Raw genomic sequence first — 20,352 nt, forward strand, 5'->3', positions numbered from 1 at the left:
TGCCCCTGAACCGCGAGTCTCGGTGGTGCGGATGCGGGATCAGCTGCGCGAGAGCGCCTCGGACAGCTTCACGCGTGCCCCCATCCGCAGCAGCGAACGGCTGTAGATGCGCGAGCCGATCCAGATCGCCAGGACGCACGTGATCGCGAGGACGACGAGCGAGACCAGCGGCTCCCACCACATCGCGTCGCCCAGGTAGAGCCGCAGCGGCATCGCGACCGGAGCAGAGAACGGCACGTACGACATGATCGTCAGCACGAGCTGGTTGTCGTTGAAGAAGATGACCAGGAAGTACGGCAGCATCACGAGCATCGTCAGAGGCGCGGTGGTCGAGCCGATGTCCTCCATGCGCGACACCATGGCCCCGGCCGCGGCGAATAGGGCGGCGAGCAGGATGAAGCCCAGCAGGAAGAAGATCGCGAACCACACGATGGGTCCGCCGAGGCCGGTGAGTACGAGATCCTGCCCCGTCACCGAGAGCCCGACGATCGCGATCGCCGCCAGCACCACGATCTGACCCATTGCGAGGATCGTGTTGCCGATGACCTTGCCGGCCAGCAGTGCCCGCACCGGGATGGCCGAGATCAGCAGCTCGACGACCCGGGTCTGCTTCTCCTCGACGACCGACTGCGCGATCGTGCCGCCGAAGGTGGAGGCGGCCAGCAGGAACACGATGCCGAATCCGAGGGCCACGAAGTACCGCAGCAGGAAGTCGGTGCTCGAGGGGTCGAGCAGGTGCACCGGCGGCGACTGGCTCAGCATCGACAGGAGCCCGGACGGCAGATCGTCCTTGCCGACCACGGCGTAGTCGAACGAGCCGGAAGCGGTCGCGTCCGGCACATCCGCGGTGGGCACGAGAGCCGCCTCGACGGTGCCGTCGGTCACCAGCGCCATGGCGGCTTCGGAGGAATCCGCATCCGTCACGTCGAGTCCTGAGACACCGGAGATGACGGATGCGGTCGCCGGGGTCACAGCCACCTTGATGCCGCTCGTGTCGCTCGCCGTGAACCCGCCCCAGACGACCGCCCCGAGGGCGAGCACGAAGAGGATGACGGTGGAGATCACGAACGACTTGCTGCGCAGCTTCGAGCCGATCTCGCGCTCGGCGACGAGCCAGACGCTCTGCGCGGTGGTGGGGGCTGCGGGGGTGTGCGCGTTCATCGGATGACCTCCCGGAAGATCTGCGTGAGTGTGGGACGCTGCGGCGAGAAGGCGTCGACGTCTCCGGATGCCGCCGCACGGGAGAGGACGGCGCGGGCGACGTCGGGAGAGGCCTCGAACACGGCCTCACCGCCGGCGAGCTCGACGACGGTGACCTCGGGCACGTCGCGGAGCCAGCCCAGGTCGCCGCCGGTGACGAGCTCGTAGCGCGGCGAGCTGTACTCGGCGCGAAGCTGCTCCCGGCTACCCGCCGCGCGGATGGTGCCGCCCGCGATGATGACGAGGTCGTCGCACAGGCGCTCGACGACATCGAGCTGATGGGAGGAGAACAGCACAGCGACCCCCGTCGCGGCGCGCTCGGCGAGCACTCCCGCGACGACCTCGACCGCCAGCGGATCGAGACCCGAGAACGGCTCGTCGAGGATGAGAACCTCGGGCTCGTGCACGAGGGCCGCGGCGATCTGCGCGCGCTGCTGGTTGCCGAGCGAGAGGGTCTCGACCGTGTCGCCGAGGCGCTCGCCGAGTCCGAGGCGGTCCAGCAGCTTCTCCGCGTTCGCGGTGGCGGCGGCCTTGCTGTAGCCGTGGAGGCGGGCGAGGTAGGCGATGTGCTCGCCGACCTTCATCTTCGGATACAGCCCGCGCTCCTCGGGCATGTAGCCGAAGCGGCGACGGTCCTCGCTCGTGATGGGCGTGCCGTCGATCTCGACCGTGCCCGCATCCGCCGCGAGCACACCCAGCGCGATGCGCATCGTCGTGGTCTTGCCGGCACCGTTGCCGCCGACGAAGCCGGTGAGCCGGCCGCTCTCAACCGTGAACCCGACATCATCGAGTACCCGGCGTGTGCCGTAGTTCTTTGTCACTCCTGACAGGCGCAGCATGCGTCCTCCTTGGTCCGTGCTCCGACGTTACGTCCGCCGCATCCCTGCGCGCCTCCCTCCCCGGACGGGTTCGTGACCTCCCCCTTCCGGCGGAGTGGGCCGCTGTGCTGGCCGGGTCAGGCGAGGCCGTGGCGGTGGGCCAGGACGACGGCCTGCACCCGGTCGCGGGCACCGAGCTTTGCCAGCACATTGGACACGTGGGTCTTCACCGTCGCCTCGCCGATGTACAGTCGCTCGGCGATCTCGCCGTTGGACAGGGCATCCGCCATGAGACGGAGCACTTCCTGCTCGCGCTCGGTCAGCGGGCTCGAAACCGGCAGGGGTTCGGGAGCGGATGCGGACACCGCGGAGTTCGCGAACCGGGCGATGACGCGGCGGGTGACCTCCGGAGCGAGCAGCGCATCGCCGGCGGCGACGACCCGCACCGCGGCCGTCAGCTCCTCGGGGCCGGCGTTCTTGAGGAGGAACCCGCTGGCGCCCGCATCGAGGGCGGCGAACAGGTAGTCGTCGCGGTCGAAGGTCGTCACCACCAGCACCGCCGAGGTGATGTCGGGGTCCGCGATGATGCGCCGGGTCGCCTCCAGCCCGTCGAGGTCGGGCATCTGCACGTCCATGCACACGACGTCGGGACGCAGCGCGCGGGCCTGCGCGATCGCCTCGGCGCCCGTGCCCGCCTCGCCGACGACCTCGATGCGATCATCGAGGGTCAGGATGGTGCGAAAGCCCGCCCGCATCATGGCGTGGTCGTCGGCGAGCACGACCCGGATGCGGCCGCTCACCGAGCGTCCGCCGTGACGAGCGGGGTGAGGGGAACGCGCACACGCACGACGAATCCTCCGCTGGATCGCGGCGTCGCCTCGATCGTGCCTCCGGATGCGGCGGCGCGCTCCCGCATCCCGATCAGCCCCATCCCGGGGGTGATCTCGGCCACCGGCCGTCCGGTGTTGGCGACCTCCAGCTCCACCCCTTCGGGGGCGTAGCGCAGGCGCACGTCGGCGTGCGCACCGGGGCCGGCATGGCGGCGGGCGTTGGTGAGCGCCTCCTGTGCGATCCGGTACAGATTCACCTGGACCGTGTCGGGCACGTCGCGCTCCTCTCCGATGATGCGCAGCTCGCAGGCGACCCCCGCCGCGCTCGCCTCGGTGACGAGATTCTCGAGACCTTCCAGGCCGACGGATGTCTCCTCGCTCGTGTCGCCGGGCGTACGAAGCGTCTCGAGCAGATGGCGCAGCTCGCTCAGCGCTGAGCGCGCCGACTCCTCCACGCGCGCCAGCGTCTCGCCCGCCGCCTGCGGATCCCTGCTCATCATCATGCGTGCCGCGCCCGCCTGCACCCCCATGAGGGAGACGTGGTGGGCGACGACGTCGTGGAGCTCGCGGGCGAGCCGCACCCGCTCCAGCGCCACCGCTTGCTCGGCGCTACGTTCGCGCTCGCGCTCGAGCTCCGCCGTGCGCTCTTCGAGCAGCGACCGCTGCTGCCTGCTCGTCCAGGTGCGCTCGCCGAAGAAGTAGGCACCGCCGAAGTAGAGCGCGTTGATGAGGAGCGTGAGCAGCATCGAGGCGACGTACGGCGAGAAGGCGCCCGCGCGCGAGACGCCCTCGACCTCGATGTCGCTCGTCGCGTCGACGAACATCGTCACCAGCAGCCACACCGCCATCCCGGCGATGATTCCGATGCGCGTCCACATCGCCCGGCGTCGGTTCGGCGACCAGGCGCCCACCGTGTAGATGGCGATGAACATGGCGATGTTGCCCGCGTAGATCTCGGGGACCCGGAGGGTCACGGCGGCGAAGTACGCGCCGCTGACGACGACGGCGACCGTGGCCGGCCAGCGTCGGCGCACCGCGAGCGGAACGGCGAGCACGAACGCGTAGACGACGGCGGCGGCCATCGAGCCCTGGTGCTCGCCGTAGATACCGGCGACAGAGGAGAGTGCAGCGCTGACCAGCGCGCCGATGCACATGGCGGCGGCCAGCAGGAGATCACCGCGCTGTTGCGCGGGCGTGAGCGGCAGCATCCTCCCAACCTAGAGCGGGCCATCGGATGCGGCATCCCCCGTCAGACGGAGAGCATTGACGCTCCGGGGCGTCGGTGCGAGCATCCACCCAGAGCGCGGCGAACGGCCTCGCCGATCGAAGGGCAGGGCATGGCCTCCACCAGCGTCTTCATCAACCTGGTCACCACCGATCTCGCGCGTAGCGTGGCTTTCTATCGGGCGCTCGGCTGCGACATCAACCCGGACTTCTCGGACGAGAACGCGGCGTGCGTGGTGTGGGACGAGAACATCTTCTTCATGGTCCTCATGCGGGACTTCTTCGCGTCGTTCACCGACAAGCCGATCGCCGATCCGCGCACGAGCGCGCAGGTGTCGATCTCCTTCTCGCTCGACTCACGCGAAGCGGTGGATGCGATCGTCGAGCGCGGCATCGCCGCCGGGGGCACCGAGCCGAAGGCGCCGCAGGAGTACGGATCCATGTACTCGCGCGATCTCGACGACCCCGACGGCAACTCCCTCGGCTTCCTCCACCTCGCCGACGACGCGGACTGATCGTTCCCCTGTCTCAGACCCACCTGTTCGAGGGACTCGTGATGTCATGTTCGGGCCGGAGGCGTGACGTTTCGGGTCCCTTCAACATCGGGAGGACCTGTTCGAGGGACTCGTGATGTCGTGTTCGGGCCGGAGGCGTGACGTTTCGGGTCCCTTCAACACCGGGAGGTTCGGTTCGAGGGACTCGGTCAGCCGAAGATCATGGGGCGGTCGTCGTCGTCCTCATCGCCCGCGAAGTCGAGGTCGACGACGACGGGGACATGGTCGCTCGGGATCTCGCCCTTGCGCTCGTCGCGGTGGATGGCGGCGCCCGCGACGGCATCCGCGAAGGCGTGCGAGCCGAGGATGAAGTCGATGCGCAGGCCTTCGTTGCGGGGGAAGCGGAGCTGCTTGTAGTCCCAGTAGGTGTAGCCGGTGGGCACGAGCGGTCGGACGGTGTCGCTGAGTCCCGCATCCAGCAGGGCACGGAACGCCTCACGCTCGGGAGGGGAGACGTGCGTGGTGACGCCTTCGACGACGGTCGGGTCGCCGTTGTCGGCGTCGGTCGGTGCGATGTTGAAGTCGCCGACGAGGGCGAGCGGCAGATCGGGGTTCGCCGCGAGGGTCTCGCGGGTGTATCCCGTGAGCGCGGCCAGCCAGTCGAGCTTGTAGAGGTAGTGCGGGTCATCGAGTCCACGGCCGTTGGGGACGTAAAGGCTCCAGACCCGCACGCCGTCGATCGTCGCGCCGATGGCGCGAGCCTCCTGCGGGAGGTCGGGGCCTTCGTGTCCCTTGAGGAAGCCCGGCATCCCGGGGAAGGCCGTCTCGACCTCGGCGATCGGCTCACGGCTGGCGATCGCGACGCCGTTCCACTGGTTCAGGCCGTGGGCGACGACGTGATAGCCGGCCTCCTCGAAGGCTGCGTAGGGGAACTGCTCCGGCTTGCACTTGATCTCCTGCATGGCCAGCACGTCGATGTTCTCGCGGACGCAGAACTCCACGGTGCGAACGACGCGTGCGCGGATCGAGTTGACGTTCCAGGTGGCCAGGCGCATGTCTCCAGCCTAAAACCCGGCCCCGACGCCGCACGCCGGCGACCGGGAACTGTACACCTTTGGACTGGTTGTCCACAGTGGTCGATCGTGCCTACTGCGGGCAGAGTATCTTCCTGGCATGCGCACGCCACTTGCCGAGCTGCTCACTCGCGTCGACGAGCTGAACTCTCCCGATTCGCCTTTCGTGTTCCGCGCCGTCGGTGACCGCATCCAGGGCACCTGGGACATCGCCCACGTGCAGTACGTCGCCCTGCTCGGGGCTGGTCAGATCGACGACGCCTACTCCATCGAGGTCACGTTCGACGAGGGCGAGGGCACGTTCGACGCGGACGAGACGCAGACCACCTCGAAGATGTCCGGCGGGTTCTCGACCGACGGGTCCTTCCATTTCGGCGGGAGCACCGCGACCTTCAAGGGCAAGCAGTCGCGGATGACGCGCAGCTTCGTCGCCGGCACCCGCGTCACGACGCCGGAGGGCGAGGGCACCTCCGCCAGCTGGTCCTTCGACACCGACCGCATCAAGCAGCCTCTGTTCGACTTCCTCGCCGCCAACGGCTGGGAGAAGAAGAAGGGGTTCTTCGGCCGTCTCTTCGGCGGCTGACCTCGCACTCCCCCCTCGCCCCGCAGAACCACCAGAAGGAGCATCATGACCCAGCCCATGCCCCCCATGTCCCAGCCGCCGCAGCAGCCCATGGCGGCCCCGAACGGCTCGTACCCCGGCAAGACCCTCGGAATCGTCGGGCTGATCGTCTCGTTCTTCGCGAGCCTGATCGGACTGATCCTCTCGATCGTCGCCTACTCGCAGTCGAAGAAGGCCGGATACAAGAACACGCCGGCACTCGTCGGCATCATCCTCGGCGCCGTCTTCCTGGTGATCGGAATCATCGTCGCGATCAGTCTGGGAGCGGTCTTCGCCAATCTCATCTCTCAGTGCGCGGACCTCGGGCCCGGAACCCACCTGGTCGACGGGGTGACCTACACCTGCTCCTGAGCGACAGGTGACCTCGCCTGAGTGCGCGGCTGCGCCTCAGGCGAGGTCCATTCCCGGCGCATCGGCGGGACGCGGGCTGAAGCCGTTGCGCTCGTAGAAAGCGGCGCGGCCGCGCGCGGCGAACAACTGCACGTCCTCGACTCCTCGCCGCCGTGACTCCCGCACGAGCGCGTCGAGGATGAGTGCCCCCGCGCCGTTGCCGCGCGCCTCGGCCGCCACGATGAGCTCGGTGACGAAGGCGTGCAGCACCCCGTCGCTGATGAGGCGACCCATTCCCACGAGCGAACCCGCGTCGTCGCGCGCGCAGCACACGAGCCAACTGCCCGCCAGCGCGGCGGCCAGCTGCTGCGCCGTGCGCTCGCCCCATCCGGTGCTCGCGTAGAGAGCCGCGAACTCGTCGGCCGTGGGTGGTGTCATGGTGAGCTGCACCATCGGACGCTATCGCGCTCGGCGTTAGTCCCGGCGCGCGCCGTGACGGATGCGGTGTCCCGCGGCGTAGCCTGCGCCCATGACGGTGCCTCGTGCGCTCCGCGTCACCCTCCTCGTCGTGGCGTGGTTCAACCTCGTCTCCGCGGTCGCGGGGATGATCGGTCTGACCGCGGGCGGCGGGATAGGAGTGCCTCTCGGGTGGCTCGAGGGCACCCCGTTCACCACGTACTTCTGGCCCGGCGTCATCCTGGGAGTCGTCGTCGGCGGGATGCAGGCACTCGCCGTCATCGCGCAGTACCGGCGCTACGCCCTGGCCTGGGGGCTGCAGGCGGCCGCGGGTCTCGTGATGATGATCTGGATCTTCGTCGAGCTGGCGATGCTGCTGGTGTGGTCGCCGCTGCACGGCATCTACTTCGGCACCGGACTCCTGCAGACCGTGCTCGCGGTGCTCGCCCTCGGCGCGTGGCCGCGTCCTCTCCTCTCGCGCACGCCGTGACGCCCTGAGACACTGGCAGTGTGCGAGCCGAACCGAGGGCGCTCTGGCCGCTGCTGGAGGCGCTGGACGATCCCGCCCACATCGAGACGCCGGCTGGTTTCGACCGGGCGGCCGCGCGGCGCGCGTTCGTCGAGCTGACCGAGCGACTGTCCGGCGGCTTCGAGGCGGAATGCGCGGCGGATCTGCACGTGCAGGATGCGAGCTTCCATGCCCAGGTCGTCGTCCCTGCTGAGGCCACGGCGACGGGGCAGCGCTTCGTGGTGCGGGTCTCCAACTTCGGCATGCTCGCCGTCATGGCCCTCGAGAACCCGGGTGTGCACGGTGATGAGGAGTTCAGGGCGCGAGCCGATCCGCACGATGTCGAGCGGATCGCGGCGTGTCTGGATGCCGGCGGGTACGTCCTCGTTCCCGAGGAGCCGCTCTGGACGCCGTATCGTGGCGCGATTCCTCGACACGTCTTCGGCAGAGGCGAGCCGACATGGTGGGACCGGTACTTCGACTACCTGTGACGAGCCCGCGCCCTCACGGTGCATCGGTCCACGCGCCTAGACTCGACGGTGTGACCGCGGCATCCACTCCCGAGCTCGAATCCGACCGCCAGGCGCTCATCGCGCTGATCGGCGCAGAGGCCGTCTTCCACGGCGACTTCACCCTCTCCAGCGGCAAGAAGGCGTCGTACTACGTCGACATGCGCAAGCTGACGCTCGACCACCGTGCGGCGCCCGCGATCGGCCGGATCATGCTCGACCTGATCCGCGATGTGGACGGGGTCGTCGCCGTCGGTGGCCTCACCCTCGGTGCCGACCCGATCGCCAATGCGGTCATGCACGAGTCGGTGCATGCGGGCACGCCCCTGGACGCGTTCGTCGTGCGCAAGGAGCCCAAGGACCACGGCCGCGGTCGCCAGATCGAGGGCGCGGATGTGGCGGGCAAGCGCGTCGTCGTCGTCGAAGACACCTCCACGACCGGCCAGTCCGCCCTGAAGGCCGTCGAGGCGCTGCGCCGAGAGGGTGCCGAGCCCGTCGCCGTCGCTGTGATCGTCGACCGCAAGACCGGCGCCCAGGCGGCCGTTGAAGCCGAGGGCCTGCAGTGGCTCGCCGCGATCGACCTCGACGATCTGGGTCTTCCCGCTCAGTGATGGCGGCGGCCCGCATCCGCAATTCAGGAGATCTCCGCTCTGGAGGACAGATGCGGAGCGATCGTCCTGTTCACGGGCTTCCTCCTGCAGGGCGGTGCTGACGATGGACGATCGCACGCTCATGCTGCTGGTCGCGCTGGTCATCACGGCGGGCGCGCTGGTGACGTTCGTCCTGCAGCTCATCCGCTTCCTGCGCCGCGAGCGCGACGATCGGGAGCATGACGACAGGGAGCCGCGCGACCGCTGACGCGCGGCTCAGTTGTGGATAATCTCTGCGCGGCCTGTGCGCCCCGTGGCACCCTTCCGGGACACCCCTCGGAAAGGACACGCACATGAAGAAGCGCACTCGCCTGGCTGCCGGGCTCCTCGCTGCCGCGACTCTGACCGGAGCCGGTGCCGCAGCAGCCGCCCCGGCGTTCGCGGATGAGACCGTCGTGCTGCACGGCTTCCCCACGAAGGGCATCTGCCAGATCGCCGAGCAGGTCACGGGCTGGGCCATCAACGCGACGGGTGGCGAGATCTTCGCCGGCGATGCCTGCGGCTATTGGGGCCCGGACAAGCTCTACGGCTTCAGCATCACCTACCGCTGATCCTCTTCTCGAGATCCCCCGGTGCCCGTGCGCGCCGGGGGATCTTCTTTGCCCGGCCCAGGCAGGGGGCGATGTCGCATATGACTCGACAGGCCACGAGATCCTGGCGAAGGCGCGGCCGGTGCTCGGGCTGCGATCTGTCTCACGTCGCAGCCCGAGCCTGGTTGGCGTGTGGGCTCGGCTGTCAGTGCGTCGCCACCCCGAGCTCGATGATGAGCACCCCGACGGCGATGAGGAGGATGCCGGCTCCCATCCTGCGCGTGAGTGGGTCCTTGAAGAAGAGCCGCGCGCCCACCGCGGTCAGTGCCACGCCGCTTGCCGCCCAGATGCCGTACGCGATTCCCACGGGCATGCCGGCCGCCAGTGCGACGGTCAACAGGCCGAATGCGGCGGCGTAGCTGATGGCGATGGGGGCGATCCATGCCTTCTTGCGGAGGCCTTCGGAGGCGCGGAGGGACAGCGTCGCCGTGACCTCGGCGAGGATCGCTCCAGCGAGGATGAGCCAGGTCACGGCGCCACCTCCGTGCTCGCCGAGGCAGGCTTCTCGTGCCCCGTCTCGACGAGCACGACGCCGGCGATCACGATCGCGATACCGAGGCCGATGAGGATCGTGAACGGCTCGCCGAACACGACAGAACCGAGTACCGCGGTCAGCGCAACGCCCGCTGCGGCCCAGATGCCGTAGATGACGCCGATGGGTGCGCCCCGTCGCAGCAGAGCCGACAGCGAGACGAAGGCGCCGGCGTAGCCGACGACGGTCAGCACCGTCCACCACGGGGTGTCGATCGCGGCACGAAGCGCCAGCGTCGCAGTCACCTCCAACGCGATTGCGACCCCCAGGATCAGCCAGTTCTTCATCCGTTGCTCCTTCCGGCGACCCCGAGCGGGTTCCGCGACAAGAGTAATCAAAGTTGGTCATCTGACAAAGTCGAACGACCAAGGCGATTGACACGCGACGGCTTCGGGGCTCTACAGTGCTGGTATGGCTGATCACGGTTCGACCCGAATGAGCCTGGCTGAGCGGCGTGCGCAACTCCTCGATGCGGCCACGGCGGTGATCAGTCGACGCGGCCTCGCGGCGGCGAGCACACGGGCCATCACGGAGACCGCCGGAGTTCCGCAGAGTGTGTTCCACTACTGCTTCGACTCCAAGGCGGCGCTCTTTCGCGCGCTGCTCGAGCGCGAGAACGAGCGCATTCAGGCGATCGTCGAGGCGAGCTCGCCGAACTCCGTGCCCCTCAGCGCCGCACTCGAGGCTGCCTTCGTCGCGCACCTGCGACGGGCGCAGGCCGACCCGTCGCACTTTCTCGCGCTGAGTGAGCTCGGTGTCCACGCGCGCACCGACGAGGAGCTCCTGGCGCTGACCCAGCGGGCCCGTCGTCGTGATCTCGACGCCATTCAATCGCTCCTGCAGGAGTGGCGCACGGGCCTTGATCCTCATGCCGTCGACGCGTGGGCATCGGTCATCCTGGCGGGTGTCGACGGGATCACCGAGGCATGGCTCACGGATCGCGATGATGAATCCGCGCTGCGCTCCACCCGGTTACTCGCTCGCGCCATGGAGACGCTTGCCGGCGATCACGCCGTGCCGCATACGAACGGCTAGTGCGGGGGCTGAGACTCGCCCCGCCGGCGTACGCGCGACGCGGAGACGCGTTCAGATGCCCTCGGGCATCTCCGACTCGACGGGCTCCGGTGCGATGAGCTCGGCGACGGAGGTGAGCACCTCGTCGGGGCGGAAGGGGTAGCGCTCGATCTCCGCCGGGTCGCTGATCCCGGTCATCACGAGCACGGTGTGCAGTCCCGCCTCGATGCCCGCGACGACGTCGGTGTCCATGCGGTCGCCGATCATGCCGGTGTTCTCAGAGTGCGCGCCGATGCGGTTGAGCGCCGAGCGGAACATCATCGGGTTCGGCTTGCCGACCACGTATGGCTCCTTGCCGGTGGCCTTCGTGATCATCGCGGCGAAAGACCCCGTCGCAGGCACGATGCCGTTCGGAGTGGGGCCCGTCGCATCCGGGTTGGTCACGATGAACCGCGCACCCGCGTTGATGAAGCGGATGGCCTGCGTGATCGCCTCGAACGAGTACTGGCGCGTCTCGCCGACGACCACGTAGTCGGGCTGCGTCTCGGTCATGACGACGCCCGCCTCGTGCAGCGCGGTCGTGAGCCCCGCTTCTCCGATGACGAAGGCCGAGCTGCCGGGCATCTGCGACTTGAGGAACTCGGCCGTCGCCAGCGCCGAGGTCCAGATGCGCTCCTCGGGCACGTCGAGGCCGGAGCGCTTCAGGCGCGCGCTCAGATCGCGGGGGGTGAAGATCGGATTGTTCGTGAGCACCAGGAAGGGTGTGCCGGTGTCGCGCCACTGCGCGAGCAGCTCGGCCGCCCCCGGGATCGCCTGGTTGTCGTGCACCAGCACGCCGTCCATGTCGGTGAGCCAGCATTCGATGTCATCGCGCGTGCGCATGGCCTCAGCCTAGGGCTCCCGCGGGCGGTATCCGAGTCTGCGAAGCCAGGTCATAGCGGTGTCCGAGGGGCGGCCAGGCTACCCGGGTGCGAAGGAGTGCTCAAGAGTGGAGGGGGCACCTCACGCAGCGCACTAGGGTCGTACGCGTGAGCGCTCGCGAGGCGGATTGGGATCCGCGCCGGCTGCCGGACCTGACGGGCCGGACCTACCTGGTGACGGGCTCGAACGCGGGCCTCGGGTACTTCGCCAGCGAGCAGCTCGTGAACGCCGGAGCGCGCGTCATCATGACGGGGCGCAACCCCAACCGGCTCGCGGCCGCCCGCGCCGCCGTGTCGGCCCGCCTGCCGCACGCGACCGGCACCGCCGAGACGCTGCTGCTGGACACGAGCAACCTCGGCTCGGTGCGTGCGGCGGCCGCCACCGTCCGTCAGCGCGGCCGCCTCGACGGCCTCCTGCTGAACGCGGGGATCGTTCACCCGCCGGCCCAGCGCGAGACCACGCGAGACGGCAACGAGCTCGTGCTCGCCACCAACGCGCTCGGCCACTTCGCTCTCGCGGGCGCGCTGCTGACCACGCTCGCCGCCCGACGCGGCCGGATGGTGTGGCTCGGCAGCATGTCGACCTCGATCTCGAAGTACGACCCCACCGATCCGCAGCTCGTCGAGCGCTACTCGCCGTGGCGCGCATACGTGCAGTCGAAGGCCGTCACCACGGTGGTCGGCCTCGAGGCGGACCGGCGGTTGCGTGAGGCCCGCGTTCCCGTGACGAGCGTGATCGCCCACCCCGGCTACTCGACGAGCGGCCGCACGGTCGGCATCCGCGGGGTCAACGAGCCCTCGCGCTGGGGCCGGTTCCTCGACAATCTGCAAGCTCCTTTCACGCAGTCCAAGGAGCACGGCGCCTGGCCGCTCGTGCGCGCCCTCGTCGACCCTGACGTCGAAGGCGGCGAGATGTGGGGACCCGGACGCATCGTGACCGGGCAGCCCCGAGCAGCGCAGCCGACGGCGTTCCTGCGGGAGCCGGCCATCGGCGAGCGGCTGTGGCTCATGTGCGAGGCGGCCACGCGGATGCGGTGGCCCTTCGACGCAGCCCGCCGCTGAGCGCGGCCGGAACCGCATCCGATCGCGTCAGGCGGAGAGCCAGATCGCGTCGTACGCAGCGGGAGGGATGCTGATCTCGGTGCCGTCCACGCGCACGCGCAGGCCGGGCGCGGGCTCGAGCACCTCCACGCGGTGGTCGACGTCCAGGCCGCGGCGTTCGAGCTCGCGCAGCAGGTCGGGGTCGCGGTCGTTGACGCGCAGGACCCGACCCACGTGCCCGGCCGGTGCGTCGGCGAGCAGCACGAACGGCACACGCTCGACCTGACCCAGCGCGTCCGGGATGGCGTCGCCGTGCGGATCGAAGCGCGGCCGTCCGAGACGTTCGTCGATGCGATCGAGCAGTCGGTCGCTGAGCGCGTGCTCGAGAATCTCGGCCTCGTCGTGCACCTCGTCCCAGGTGTAGCCGTACTCGCGCACGAGCCACGTCTCGACGAGGCGGTGGCGACGGACGATCGCCGCGGCGCGCGCCAGGCCCTTCTCGGTCAGCGTGATCGGGCCGTAACGGCGATGGCTCACAAGACCCGCCGCGGCGAGCTTCTGCACCATCTCGGTGACGCTCGACGGCGCGAGCCCCAGCTGCTGTGCGAGCTGCGACGGCGTGATCCGCTCGTCCTGCCATTCCGTGTGCTGATACACGACCTTCAGGTAGTCGTCGACGGCTGCGGATGTGGGCACCCCGTCAGGCTACCCGCCCGTGATGACGAGCCAGATGAGCAGCGCGTTGAGGGCGACCAGGAACACGGATGCGGCCGCTCCGGCGACGGTCGTCGCGATCCGGTTGCGGTACCGGCCGAGCAGGCCGCGCTGCGCCGTCAGCCAGACGAGGGGGATGAGGGCGAACGGAATGCCGAAGGAGAGGACCACCTGGCTGAGCACGAGCGCGAGCGTCGGGTCGAGGCCGAGCCCCAGGATCACCAGGGCGGGGATGAGGGTGACGAGCCGCCGAGCCAGCAGCGGCACGCGCACGTGCAGCAGCCCCTTCATGATCTCGGAGCCGGCGTAGGCGCCGACTGAGCTGGAGGCCAGTCCGCTGGCGAGCAGGCCCACGGCGAAGAGGGTGGCGATGACCGGTCCGAGTCCCGCCGACAGGGCCGCGTACGCGCCCTCGAGGGAGTCGGTGCCAGGCACCCCGGCGAGGCTGGATGCGGCAAGCAGCAGCATGATGAGGTTCGTCGTGCCCGCGACGGCCATGGCGATCGTGACGTCCCACCGCGTGGCGCGCAGCAGCCGCCGTTCGCGATCGGCAGGGGCGGCATCCGTCAGTGGGAAGCGGTCGCGCGCCAGCGAGGAGTGCGCGTAGATCGCGTGCGGCATGACCGTCGCGCCCAGGATGGATGCGGCCAGCAGTACCGAGTCGGTGCCCTCGAAGCGCGGCACCAGGCCCTGCACCAGGCCGCCCGCATCCGGCGGCGAGAAGATGATCCCGGTGCAGAAGCCGATCACGATGACGATGAGCATCGTGATGACGACGGTCTCGAAGGCGCGCGCCCCGCGTCGCGACTGCACCGTCAGCACGGCCATCGACACGACGCCGGTGATCACGCCGCCCCACAGGAGGGGAATGCCGAAGAGGAGGTTGAGCGCGACCGCGCCGCCGATCACCTCCGCCACATCGGTCGCCATCGCCACGAGCTCTGCCTGCAGCCAGTACAGCCGCCGGGCCCACGGGCGGCGGATGCGGTGGCCGAGGAGGTCGGGCAGGCTCTGGCCGGTGACGATGCCGAGTTTCGCGGACAGGTACTGGATCAGCCAGGCCATGAGGTTGCCGAGCACCACGACCCACACCAGCAGGTAGCCGAACGTCGCGCCCGCGGTCATGTTCGCGGCGACGTTGCCCGGGTCGAGGTAGGCCACCCCGGCGACGAGTGCAGGCCCCAGCAGCCATGCCATCCGACGCACGGGCGCCTGCACGGGCGCGGCGGTCAGTGTTTTCGGCATGCCGAAACCGTATCGCAGTTTTCGGGGTACCGAAAAGGGCTGTTCCGCTGGGTGAGAAGCGAGCGCGGGCGCGGCTAGCCTGGGTGGATGACGGATGCGGGCGAGCCGGAGGACACCACCGCGGACACCGCTCCCGAGCACGGCGTCGGGCCCTGGGAGGGGCCGTGGCCCGACGGCACGCACTTCGATCCCGATCTGCTCGCCGCTGGGGACCGCCGCAACGTCATCGATCGGTACCGCTACTGGCGCATGGAGGCGATCGTCGCCGATCTCGACGCGCACCGGCACGGCTTCCACGTGGCGATCGAGAACTGGCAGCACGACATGAACATCGGCTCCATCGTGCGCAGCGCCAACGCCTTCGCCGCCGCGGAGGTGCACATCATCGGTCGCCGCCGCTGGAACAAGCGCGGCGCCATGGTCACCGACCGCTATCAGCACGTGCGCCATCACGATGACGTCGCAGCGTTCGCGGCATGGGCTGCGGCGGAACAGCTGCCCGTGATCGCCGTCGACAACGTGCCCGGCTCCGTCCCCGTACAGGACGCGGAGCTTCCCGAACGCTGCGTGCTCGTGTTCGGTCAGGAGGGGCCGGGCCTCTCGCCCGAGGCCGTGGCGGCCGCATCCGGGGTCGTGGAGATCTCGCAGTACGGGTCGACGCGGTCGATCAACGCGGCCGCTGCCGCCGCCGTCGTGATGTACGAGTGGTGTCGTCGCTGGGCGCGCTGAGGCGCATACGCTCCCGCAACATCGCGTGACGTGGACTGATCCTCCCGAACCCCGGAGGACACATGCCTCACACGCGCATCTCACCAGCCCGCCTCGCCGCCGCCGTCGCGGCCGTCGCGGGCGTGGCACTGCTGACCCTCGCTCCCTGGGCCATCGTCCATCCGCTGCGGGGACGCGTCGTCTGGCTGCTGCAGGATCTCGCCGAGCCCGTCCTGATGTGGCTTCCGGGCGGGCCGGATCAGGTGCTCAACACCCTGCTGTTCATCCCCGTCGGCGCGACCCTCGCGCTGCTGCTGCCCCGCCGGGCCTGGCCCGTCGGGATCATCGCCGGATTCGCGCTGTCGGCGCTCGTGGAGATCGCGCAGGAGGCGATCCCCGGCCGTGTGCCGGATCCCGGCGACGTGCTGTGGAACACCTGCGGGGGCGCGATCGGTGTGATCGTGGTGACGCTCGTCCGCGCGGCCGGAGCGGCTCAGCGCGGCAGGTGAACCGTGATCTGCAGCCCGCCGGTGGGTCGCGCCGCCACGGCCAGCGTCGCCCCGTGCGCGCGCACGATCGAGGCGACGATCGCGAGTCCCAGACCCGCCCCGGAACGGCCGTGTGCCCCGCGGGTGCGGCCGGCGCCGCGTACGAAGGGCTCGGTGAGGGTCGCGGCGACCTCGGGGGTCAGCTGCTCGCCGCCGTTCTCGACGATCAGCGTGCCCTCCCGCACGCGCACCAGCATCCATCCGTCGTCGACGTTGTGCACGACGGCGTTGCGCAGGAGGTTGGCGGCGAGTCTCAGCAGGAGTGCCTCATCGGCGGTGACGACGGACGCCCGCAGATCGGTGTCGACGCGGATGCGGGCGGCGTCCGCATCCGGGCGGACATCCGCGAGCGCCGTCTCGACGACCGCCGCCAGGTCCACCCGCTGCAGGGCGAGGGGCGTGCCGCGGCCCACCCGCGCGAGCGCGAGCAGCGCCTCCGTCGCCTCGATCGCACGGTCGTTCGTCGCGCCGATGCGGGCGAGAGTCGTGTCGATGTCGCGTCCGGCGGGATCCGCCTGCGCCACCTCGACGAGCGTGCGGATGACGGCGTGCGGGGTGCGCAGTTCGTGTGACGCGTTCGCGGCGAACCGGCGCTCCTCGTCGAGGGTGCGCTCGATACGGTCGAGCATCGCGTCAAGGGTGTCGGCGAGCTCGGTCAGCTCGTCGCGGCGTCCGGGCAGCGCGACTCGGTGGTCGAGGCGGCCGTCGCGCACGAGAGCGACCGCATCCGTCATGCGCTTGAGCGGACGCAGCACGATCCCGGCGAGGATCCAGCCGCCGACGAGGCCGAACAGCACGAGCGCGATGATCGCCCAGACGGCGTACCGTGTGAAGACCTCGAGCAGGTCGGCGCGGTTCGGCGCCCAGTCACCGTCCATGCCGAACAGGGCGCCCTGGGGCACGAAGCGCAGCACGAGAAGCCCGACGGCCACCAATGCGCCGCCGGCGACGATGAGGAAGCCCGCGTAGCTGAGCGCGAGCTTCAGGCGCATCGAGACCCCGACGCCGCGGGGCGTCACGGCAGCATCCGGTAACCGACGCCGGGCACCGTCTCGATGACCCACGGTTCGCCCAGACGCTTGCGCAGCGTGGAGATCGTGATCCGCACGGCGTTCGTGAACGGATCGGCGTTCTCGTCCCACGCGCGCTCCAGCAGATCCTCCGCGCTGACCACACCGCCCTCGGCGCTCATCAGCACGTCAAGCACCGCGAACTGCTTACGGGTGAGGGCGACGTAGCGTCCGTCGCGGAACACCTCGCGCCGGAATCGATCCAGAGTCACCCCCGCGCGCTCGGCCGTCGGAGGCGCGCCCGCAGCGGGGCGGCGCCCCAGAGCGCGCAATCGCAGCACGAGCTCCCGCAGGGCGAACGGCTTTGTGAGGTAGTCGTCCGCGCCGCTCGCGAAGCCCGCCTCCTTGTCGTCGAGTCGGTCGGCGGCGGTGAGCATGAGGATGCGGGGAGCCGCGGCTTCGGCTGTCAGACGACGGGCGATCTCGTCGCCGTTGGGGCCGGGGATGTCACGGTCGAGCACCACGACGTCGTAGGCGTTGACGGCGAGCTGCTCGAGCGCCGTGTCGCCGTCGCCGGCGATGTCCGCGGCGATCGCCTCGAGACGCAGCCCGTCGCGGATCGCTTCGGCGAGGAACAACTCGTCCTCGACGATCAGCACCCGCATGCGGCGAGTCTAGGTGGGAGCGCATATCGCGGACATATCCGATTGTGCTGACGCTGTGATAACACGGCGACGCGTGGGATGTGGGGCATGCACAGTTCCGTCGCACCCGCGTCCGCCATCGCTCCGGCCCGGTCCCGCCGCCTCGCGCTCGCCGCGCTCGGTCTCGTCGCCGCGATCCTGCTCGCCGCGCTCGCTGGTGTGTGGCTGCGGGCCGCGCTCACCACGGACGGGTCGTTCGCGCCCGACGAGGCGAACGGCCTCATCCGGGGAGACCAGGCCGTCACCGTGGCCGACGATCACCTGCCCGCCATCGCCGGGCTCGACGCCGGGCTGCGCGACGCGATGCACGCCGCGACGACCGACGCGGCAGGTGACGGGGTGGCGCTGCTGATCTCCAGCGGATGGCGCAGCGAGGCGTACCAGCGGTGGCTGCTGGGCGACGCCATCCGCTACTACGGTGACGAGGAGACCGCGCGTCAGTTCGTGGCGACGCCGGAGGCTTCCCAGCACGTGACGGGCGACGCCGTCGACATCGGACCGCTCGACGCTCAGCTCTGGCTCGGGGAGCACGGGGCCGCGTACGGCCTGTGTCAGACCTACGCCAACGAACGCTGGCACTTCGAGTTGGCGACCACTCCCGGCGGCACCTGCCCCGACATGCGCGCGGATGCCACATCCTGACGTGGGGGGCATGACGGTGCAGGTGCCGTCGGGCCGGACCGGCGGCACGGACCGCCGAGGCACGACCGTCGAGTGGGCAGTCGATCGCCGAGTGAGCACTCAATTGGACGCTCGCTCGAGGATCGGGTGCTCACTCGGTGAGAACGACGTAGCGGTCGGACTCCGCGGCTGAGGTGCGTGCCCGCATCCGGCCTATCCCTTCGTGTCTCGTTTGTGCACGTCTGGTGCGCTCCACCCGTGCATGAGTGAGACACGAAGGGGGCGCCCGGGCATGCGTGTCTCAGTTGTGCACGGAACAGCTGGCGTTGGGGTGAACGTTTGAGACACGCAGTACGGGGGTCTCGCGCCCGCCCGCGCGCGGTGCCGGTGAGCTGCGGGCCGCGGGCGGGGATGCGGCTGAGCTGCGGGCTGCGGCGAGGCGCGGGGATACGACTGAGCGGCGCGCCTCAGGTCGGCATGTTCAGGCGGGGATGCGCATCCAGGCGCCGGTGCGCACGCGCCAGCCGAGCGTGACGGCGCGAGCGAGCATGTAGACGCCGAAGAAGGCGACCGCGAGCCAGGCCAGGCCCGCGGCTCCCGCGGCGCCGACCCACATCACCACGAGCAGCGCCGGAACGAAGGGCACCAGGTTGGCGAGTCCCGCAAGGGCGAGGTACTTGCCGTCGCCGGCGCCGATGAGCACGCCGTCGAGCACGAAAACCACGCCGCACAGCGGCTGAGCGATGGCGAGCACGATCAGCGCGGGCTGCACGAGCGCGGCGATGGCCGCATCCGAGGTGAAGACGAGGCCGATCACGCCGGAGAAGCCGCCGATCAGCGCCCCGACGATCACCCCGAACCACACGCCCCAGGCGACCGTACGGCCGAGCACACGGCGCACGAAGGCGGGGTCGTCCTCGCCGAGCCCACGACCGACCAGGGCCTGCGCGGCGATCGCGAGGGCGTCCAGGGCGAACGCTGCTGTCGAGAAGATCGTGAACGCCACCTGCCAGCCGGCGAGCTCGGGGGTGCCGAGCGCCGTCGCCACGGCGACCGTCGCCAGGAGGGCTGCGCGCAACGAGACGGTGCGCAGGAACATCCAGCCGCCACTGCGCGCGGCGCCCGACACGCTGTCGCGCCGCGGACGGATGGATGCGTCGTGTCGCCGGGCCAGGCGTCCCACCACCAGCGCGTACACGGCGACCATGCCCCACTGCGCCACGACGGTTCCGACCGCGGAGCCGGCGATGCCCCACCCGAACCCGTAGATGAACAGCCAGTTCAGCCCCGCGTTCGCCGTGAAGCCGGCGCCGGCGATCCAGAGCGGGGTCACGGTGTCTTGCATCCCCCGCAGCAGACCGGTCGCCGCGAACACGATCAGCATGGCCGGCAGACCCCACATCGAGATGCCGAGGTACGCCTCCGCCTCCGCTGCGACGTCGGCCGCGGGAGCGAAAAGACCCACGAGCGTGGGGGTCGTGAGGTATCCGGCCACGGCGAGGATGAAGCCCAGGCCGAGAGCCAGCCACATCCCGTCGACGCCGGCCGTCACGGCAGAGCCGTGCTGACCCGCGCCGAAGCGACGTGCCACCGCGGGGGTCGTCGAATAGGCGAGGAACACCATCAGCCCGACGATCGTCTGCACCACGGCCGATGCGATGCCGAGGCCTGCGAGCGGTACGACACCGAGGTGCCCGATCATCGCGGCGTCGATGATGAGGAACAGCGGCTCCGCGATGAGCGCGCCGAGCGCCGGCACCGCGAGGTTCAGGATCTGCCGATTGAGTGTCGCCGCCACCCCTCGACCCTATTGAGCCGCACCGACGCTCCGCATCCGCTCTCCCCAGCGACGCCCGTACCCTCCCGCGAGACTGCATTTCCATCGCGAGATCACGGGTAAACACAGTGATCTCGTGCTCGAGATGCAGTCTCGCGGAGGTTGGCGAAGGGACGCGGCGGCACGTCGCGGCGGCTGCAGCCCTCGCCCAGCG

The 20,352-nt window shown here is 69.9% G+C and carries 27 protein-coding genes; 13 read left to right on the forward strand and 14 right to left on the reverse strand.

What is annotated here, in order from left to right; all coding sequences use genetic code 11:
- Positions 1 to 39 precede the first annotated feature (39 nt).
- The 4 genes from SK224_RS11360 to SK224_RS11375 form a co-directional block, all read right to left on the reverse strand.
- Positions 40 to 1,161, reverse strand: a complete 1,122-nt coding sequence (locus tag SK224_RS11360) for an ABC transporter permease (RefSeq protein ID WP_320434798.1) — start codon at positions 1,159 to 1,161, stop codon at positions 40 to 42.
- The gene (locus SK224_RS11365; protein WP_320434799.1) at positions 1,158 to 2,039 is read right to left on the reverse strand and encodes an ABC transporter ATP-binding protein; all 882 of its coding nucleotides are present in this window, start codon (positions 2,037 to 2,039) and stop codon (positions 1,158 to 1,160) included. Before SK224_RS11365 ends, SK224_RS11360 begins: the two co-directional genes overlap by 4 nt.
- A gap of 116 nt (positions 2,040 to 2,155) precedes the next feature.
- A complete protein-coding gene (locus SK224_RS11370) occupies positions 2,156 to 2,818 on the reverse strand; it encodes a response regulator transcription factor (RefSeq protein WP_320434800.1) in 663 nt (220 codons plus the stop codon).
- Positions 2,815 to 4,056, reverse strand: coding sequence for a sensor histidine kinase (locus SK224_RS11375; protein ID WP_320434801.1), 1,242 nt, complete (start codon positions 4,054 to 4,056; stop codon positions 2,815 to 2,817). Before SK224_RS11375 ends, SK224_RS11370 begins: the two co-directional genes overlap by 4 nt.
- 129 nt (positions 4,057 to 4,185) lie before the next feature.
- Between SK224_RS11375 and SK224_RS11380 the strand changes: the two genes are divergently transcribed.
- Positions 4,186 to 4,587 carry a VOC family protein gene (locus tag SK224_RS11380; RefSeq protein WP_320434802.1) on the forward strand — a complete coding sequence of 134 codons (402 nt, stop codon included), beginning with the start codon at positions 4,186 to 4,188 and terminating at the stop codon, positions 4,585 to 4,587.
- Positions 4,588 to 4,775: 188 nt separating this feature from the next.
- Here SK224_RS11380 and SK224_RS11385 read toward each other — a convergent pair whose 3' ends face one another.
- On the reverse strand, positions 4,776 to 5,621 hold the full coding sequence (locus tag SK224_RS11385; RefSeq protein WP_320434803.1) for an exodeoxyribonuclease III: 846 nt from the start codon (positions 5,619 to 5,621) through the stop codon (positions 4,776 to 4,778).
- Positions 5,622 to 5,739: 118 nt separating this feature from the next.
- Between SK224_RS11385 and SK224_RS11390 the strand changes: the two genes are divergently transcribed.
- A complete protein-coding gene (locus tag SK224_RS11390; protein WP_320434804.1) occupies positions 5,740 to 6,222 on the forward strand; it encodes a hypothetical protein in 483 nt (160 codons plus the stop codon).
- Positions 6,223 to 6,267: 45 nt separating this feature from the next.
- Positions 6,268 to 6,612, forward strand: coding sequence for a DUF4190 domain-containing protein (locus SK224_RS11395; RefSeq protein WP_320434805.1), 345 nt, complete (start codon positions 6,268 to 6,270; stop codon positions 6,610 to 6,612).
- A gap of 36 nt (positions 6,613 to 6,648) precedes the next feature.
- Here SK224_RS11395 and SK224_RS11400 read toward each other — a convergent pair whose 3' ends face one another.
- A complete protein-coding gene (locus tag SK224_RS11400) occupies positions 6,649 to 7,044 on the reverse strand; it encodes a GNAT family N-acetyltransferase (RefSeq protein WP_320434806.1) in 396 nt (131 codons plus the stop codon).
- A 76-nt stretch (positions 7,045 to 7,120) separates the two neighbouring features.
- Here SK224_RS11400 and SK224_RS11405 point away from each other — a divergent pair, with 76 nt between their 5' ends.
- From SK224_RS11405 to SK224_RS11425, 5 genes are all read left to right on the forward strand, one after another.
- Positions 7,121 to 7,537, forward strand: coding sequence for a hypothetical protein (locus tag SK224_RS11405; protein WP_320434807.1), 417 nt, complete (start codon positions 7,121 to 7,123; stop codon positions 7,535 to 7,537).
- A gap of 20 nt (positions 7,538 to 7,557) precedes the next feature.
- The gene (locus SK224_RS11410; protein WP_320434808.1) at positions 7,558 to 8,046 is read left to right on the forward strand and encodes a hypothetical protein; all 489 of its coding nucleotides are present in this window, start codon (positions 7,558 to 7,560) and stop codon (positions 8,044 to 8,046) included.
- Between the two features lie 50 nt (positions 8,047 to 8,096).
- Positions 8,097 to 8,675, forward strand: coding sequence for an orotate phosphoribosyltransferase (gene pyrE / locus SK224_RS11415; RefSeq protein WP_243226451.1), 579 nt, complete (start codon positions 8,097 to 8,099; stop codon positions 8,673 to 8,675).
- Positions 8,676 to 8,778: 103 nt separating this feature from the next.
- Complete coding sequence (locus SK224_RS11420) at positions 8,779 to 8,922, forward strand: hypothetical protein (RefSeq protein WP_320434809.1); 144 nt, start codon at positions 8,779 to 8,781, stop codon at positions 8,920 to 8,922.
- 85 nt (positions 8,923 to 9,007) lie between these two features.
- Positions 9,008 to 9,265: a hypothetical protein gene (locus tag SK224_RS11425; RefSeq protein ID WP_137418666.1), complete on the forward strand. Its 258-nt coding sequence runs from the start codon at positions 9,008 to 9,010 to the stop codon at positions 9,263 to 9,265.
- 184 nt (positions 9,266 to 9,449) lie between these two features.
- Here SK224_RS11425 and SK224_RS11430 read toward each other — a convergent pair whose 3' ends face one another.
- Together SK224_RS11430 and SK224_RS11435 are read right to left on the reverse strand one after the other, a co-directional pair.
- On the reverse strand, positions 9,450 to 9,776 hold the full coding sequence (locus SK224_RS11430) for a DMT family transporter (protein WP_320434810.1): 327 nt from the start codon (positions 9,774 to 9,776) through the stop codon (positions 9,450 to 9,452).
- The gene (locus SK224_RS11435; protein ID WP_320434811.1) at positions 9,773 to 10,123 is read right to left on the reverse strand and encodes a DMT family transporter; all 351 of its coding nucleotides are present in this window, start codon (positions 10,121 to 10,123) and stop codon (positions 9,773 to 9,775) included. The genes SK224_RS11430 and SK224_RS11435 overlap by 4 nt, the downstream gene beginning before the upstream one ends.
- Before the next feature lie 124 nt (positions 10,124 to 10,247).
- On the opposite strand from SK224_RS11435, the gene SK224_RS11440 reads away from it, so the two are divergent.
- A complete protein-coding gene (locus tag SK224_RS11440; protein ID WP_320434812.1) occupies positions 10,248 to 10,871 on the forward strand; it encodes a TetR/AcrR family transcriptional regulator in 624 nt (207 codons plus the stop codon).
- A gap of 51 nt (positions 10,872 to 10,922) precedes the next feature.
- Here the strand turns inward: SK224_RS11440 and SK224_RS11445 are convergent, their stop codons facing one another.
- A complete protein-coding gene (locus tag SK224_RS11445; RefSeq protein ID WP_137418668.1) occupies positions 10,923 to 11,732 on the reverse strand; it encodes an HAD-IIA family hydrolase in 810 nt (269 codons plus the stop codon).
- Positions 11,733 to 11,878: 146 nt separating this feature from the next.
- Here SK224_RS11445 and SK224_RS11450 point away from each other — a divergent pair, with 146 nt between their 5' ends.
- Positions 11,879 to 12,832 carry an SDR family NAD(P)-dependent oxidoreductase gene (locus SK224_RS11450; RefSeq protein ID WP_320434813.1) on the forward strand — a complete coding sequence of 318 codons (954 nt, stop codon included), beginning with the start codon at positions 11,879 to 11,881 and terminating at the stop codon, positions 12,830 to 12,832.
- A 27-nt stretch (positions 12,833 to 12,859) separates the two neighbouring features.
- Here SK224_RS11450 and SK224_RS11455 read toward each other — a convergent pair whose 3' ends face one another.
- The gene (locus tag SK224_RS11455) at positions 12,860 to 13,507 is read right to left on the reverse strand and encodes a metal-dependent transcriptional regulator (RefSeq protein ID WP_320434814.1); all 648 of its coding nucleotides are present in this window, start codon (positions 13,505 to 13,507) and stop codon (positions 12,860 to 12,862) included.
- 9 nt (positions 13,508 to 13,516) lie between these two features.
- The gene (locus SK224_RS11460; RefSeq protein WP_320434815.1) at positions 13,517 to 14,770 is read right to left on the reverse strand and encodes an Nramp family divalent metal transporter; all 1,254 of its coding nucleotides are present in this window, start codon (positions 14,768 to 14,770) and stop codon (positions 13,517 to 13,519) included.
- A gap of 87 nt (positions 14,771 to 14,857) precedes the next feature.
- Here SK224_RS11460 and SK224_RS11465 point away from each other — a divergent pair, with 87 nt between their 5' ends.
- Together SK224_RS11465 and SK224_RS11470 are read left to right on the forward strand one after the other, a co-directional pair.
- On the forward strand, positions 14,858 to 15,499 hold the full coding sequence (locus tag SK224_RS11465) for a TrmH family RNA methyltransferase (protein WP_320434816.1): 642 nt from the start codon (positions 14,858 to 14,860) through the stop codon (positions 15,497 to 15,499).
- A 62-nt stretch (positions 15,500 to 15,561) separates the two neighbouring features.
- Positions 15,562 to 15,987, forward strand: a complete 426-nt coding sequence (locus SK224_RS11470; RefSeq protein ID WP_137418673.1) for a VanZ family protein — start codon at positions 15,562 to 15,564, stop codon at positions 15,985 to 15,987.
- Here SK224_RS11470 and SK224_RS11475 read toward each other — a convergent pair.
- Positions 15,972 to 17,045 carry a sensor histidine kinase gene (locus tag SK224_RS11475; RefSeq protein WP_238343716.1) on the reverse strand — a complete coding sequence of 358 codons (1,074 nt, stop codon included), beginning with the start codon at positions 17,043 to 17,045 and terminating at the stop codon, positions 15,972 to 15,974. The two genes, SK224_RS11470 and SK224_RS11475, sit on opposite strands and share 16 nt — an antisense overlap.
- Complete coding sequence (locus SK224_RS11480; protein WP_320434817.1) at positions 17,042 to 17,701, reverse strand: response regulator transcription factor; 660 nt, start codon at positions 17,699 to 17,701, stop codon at positions 17,042 to 17,044. Before SK224_RS11480 ends, SK224_RS11475 begins: the two co-directional genes overlap by 4 nt.
- An 87-nt stretch (positions 17,702 to 17,788) precedes the next feature.
- On the opposite strand from SK224_RS11480, the gene SK224_RS11485 reads away from it, so the two are divergent.
- A complete protein-coding gene (locus SK224_RS11485; protein ID WP_320434818.1) occupies positions 17,789 to 18,382 on the forward strand; it encodes a M15 family metallopeptidase in 594 nt (197 codons plus the stop codon).
- A 460-nt stretch (positions 18,383 to 18,842) separates the two neighbouring features.
- On the opposite strand, the gene SK224_RS11490 is transcribed toward SK224_RS11485, so the two are convergent.
- Complete coding sequence (locus SK224_RS11490) at positions 18,843 to 20,159, reverse strand: MATE family efflux transporter (RefSeq protein ID WP_320434819.1); 1,317 nt, start codon at positions 20,157 to 20,159, stop codon at positions 18,843 to 18,845.
- Positions 20,160 to 20,352: the final 193 nt, after the last annotated feature.

The organism is Microbacterium sp. BG28 (assembly GCF_034044005.1).
In the GTDB taxonomy this organism is placed as follows: Bacteria; Actinomycetota; Actinomycetes; order Actinomycetales; family Microbacteriaceae; genus Microbacterium.